Source organism: Ornithinibacter sp. (assembly GCF_035443565.1).
Classification (GTDB): Bacteria; Actinomycetota; Actinomycetes; order Actinomycetales; family Dermatophilaceae; genus Fodinibacter.
Genome location: NZ_DAORSO010000319.1, coordinates 1 through 1,670, shown reverse-complemented (window position 1 = coordinate 1,670; position 1,670 = coordinate 1). Strand labels below are relative to the sequence as shown.

Annotated in this window: 1 protein-coding gene; it reads right to left on the bottom strand. The window is 70.5% G+C overall.

The genetic code is table 11. The features are described from left to right. Window positions 1–1,670, bottom strand: a 1,670-nt coding sequence (scpA, locus tag PLL68_RS14860) for a methylmalonyl-CoA mutase (protein WP_324535415.1), incomplete at both ends; no start/stop codon positions are given.

Below are 1,670 nucleotides of genomic sequence, written 5' to 3'. Positions count from 1 at the left end.
CGCAGGTCGCCGATGAGGTCGATCGCCGCCGTGCTGATGACCGTGCCCGGCGGGTAGATCGCGTCCGCACCGGCAGCCCGCAGCGCCTCGAAGTCCTGCGCGGGGATGACGCCGCCGACGACGATCATCAGGTCCTCACGGCCCAGGGCGTCGAGCTCGTGGCGCAGCGCCGGCACGAGCGTGAGGTGCCCGGCCGCGAGCGAGCTGACCCCGACGACGTGCACGTCGGCCTCGACGGCCTGGCGGGCAACCTCGGCCGGGGTCTGGAACAGCGGGCCCACGTCGACGTCGAACCCGAGGTCGGCGAACGCGGTGGCGATGACCTTCTGGCCGCGGTCGTGGCCGTCCTGGCCCATCTTCGCGACGAGGATGCGCGGGCGGCGGCCCTGCTCGGCCTCGAACTCCTCGACCAGTGCCTGGGCGCGCAGCACGCTCTCGTCCTGCCCTGCCTCGGCGCTGTACACGCCACCGATCGTACGGATCTGCGCGGTGTAGCGGCCGAAGACCTCCTCCATCGCCGCCGACATCTCCCCCACCGTCGCCTTGGCCCGGGCAGCATCGATCGCGAGGGCGAGCAGGTTCGTGGCGAGCGTCCCGTCCGAACCCGAGCGGGCGGCATCCGTCATCTTCGCGAGCGCCGCGCGGGTGGCGTCCTCGTCGCGCTCGGCCCGCAGCCGCTCGAGCTTGGCGACCTGGCTCGCCCGCACGGCGGCGTTGTCGACCTTGAGCACCTCGATCGGCTCGTCCTCGTCGACCGGGTAGCGGTTGACGCCGATGACCGGCTGCTGGCCGGAGTCGATGCGCGCCTGGGTGCGGGCCGCGGCCTCCTCGATGCGCATCTTCGGGATGCCGGCCTCGATCGCCTTCGCCATGCCACCGGCGGCCTCGACCTCCTCGAGGTGCTCCCACGCGCGTCGCGCGAGGTCGTGGGTGAGGCGTTCGACGTAGGCCGAGCCCGCCCACGGGTCGATGACCCGGGTCGTGCCCGACTCCTGCTGGAGCACCAGCTGGGTGTTGCGGGCGATGCGCGCCGAGAAGTCCGTCGGCAACGCGATGGCCTCGTCGAGGGCGTTGGTGTGCAGGCTCTGGGTGTGGCCCTGGGTCGAGGCCATCGCCTCGACGCACGTGCGCACGACGTTGTTGAACACGTCCTGCGCCGTCAGGGACCAGCCCGAGGTCTGGCTGTGCGTGCGCAGGCTGAGCGACTTCGGGTTGGTGGCGCCCTGGTCCTTGACCAGTCGCGCCCAGAGCAGGCGGGCGGCCCGCATCTTGGCCACCTCCATGAAGAAGTTCATGCCGATGGCCCAGAAGAACGACAGCCTCGGGGCGAACACGTCGACGTCCAGGCCCACGGCCTTGCCCGCGCGCAGGTACTCCACCCCGTCCGCCAGCGTGTAGGCCAGCTCGAGGTCCTGCGTGGCCCCGGCCTCCTGCATGTGGTACCCGGAGATGGAGATCGAGTTGAACCGCGGCATCTTCTGGCTCGTGAACGCGAAGATGTCGCTGATGATGCGCATCGACGGCTCGGGCGGGTAGATGTAGGTGTTGCGGACCATGAACTCCTTGAGGATGTCGTTCTGGATGGTCCCGGTCAGCTGCTCGGGCGCCACCCCCTGCTCCTCAGCGGCGACGACGAACAGCGCGAGGATCGGGATGACCGCCCCGTTCAT